Origin of the sequence: Cellulomonas citrea (assembly GCF_009829685.1) — a bacterium.
In the GTDB taxonomy this organism is placed as follows: Bacteria; Actinomycetota; Actinomycetes; order Actinomycetales; family Cellulomonadaceae; genus Cellulomonas; species Cellulomonas citrea.
Genome location: NZ_VWSD01000368.1, coordinates 1 through 563 on the forward strand (window position 1 = coordinate 1; position 563 = coordinate 563).

Below are 563 nucleotides of genomic sequence, written 5' to 3' on the forward strand. Positions count from 1 at the left end.
GGATATGTAGACGGCGATAGCCGAACCGGCGCCGCTGGTTGGCCAGCTCGCGCAGCTTCCCGCGCAGAGCCGCATCATCGTCCCGGACGGAACGGTAGCGCACGCTCTTGCGATCGGCATCAATGACACGGCACGCCCGCCGTTCGCTCAGCCCGTGGCACGCCTGGAGATGAGCGACAGCTTCCCGCTTCGCGGCGGGCGTCAAAACTTTTTTGCCAGAAGATCCTTCAGCGCAGCCTGGTCCAGCATCGCATCGGCCAACAGGCGCTTGAGTCTGGCGTTCTCGCTCTCAAGCTCCCGCAGTCGCCGGGCCTCGGATACCTCCAGCCCGCCATACTTGGCCTTCCAGTTGTAGATCGTCGCTTCAGACACACCATGCCGCCTGGCCAGATCAGCGGTCTTTGCGCCCGCCTCTGCCTCCTTCAGCACACCAATGATCTGCTTTTCTGAAAACCTTGCACGCTTCATCGTCTGTCCTTCCTTCAGGCCAGACTCTAATCGCTCGTGGAGGAAAATCAGGGGGTCACGTCAAGTGGACTTGAATCTCTGTCCTACTCCCCAAT

General features: G+C 60.7%; 1 pseudogene. It reads right to left on the reverse strand.

What is annotated here, in order from left to right:
• A pseudogene (locus tag F2B26_RS16780) lies at positions 1 to 468 on the reverse strand (transposase); the annotation flags it as partial.
• Between the last annotated feature and the right edge of the window lie 95 nt (positions 469 to 563).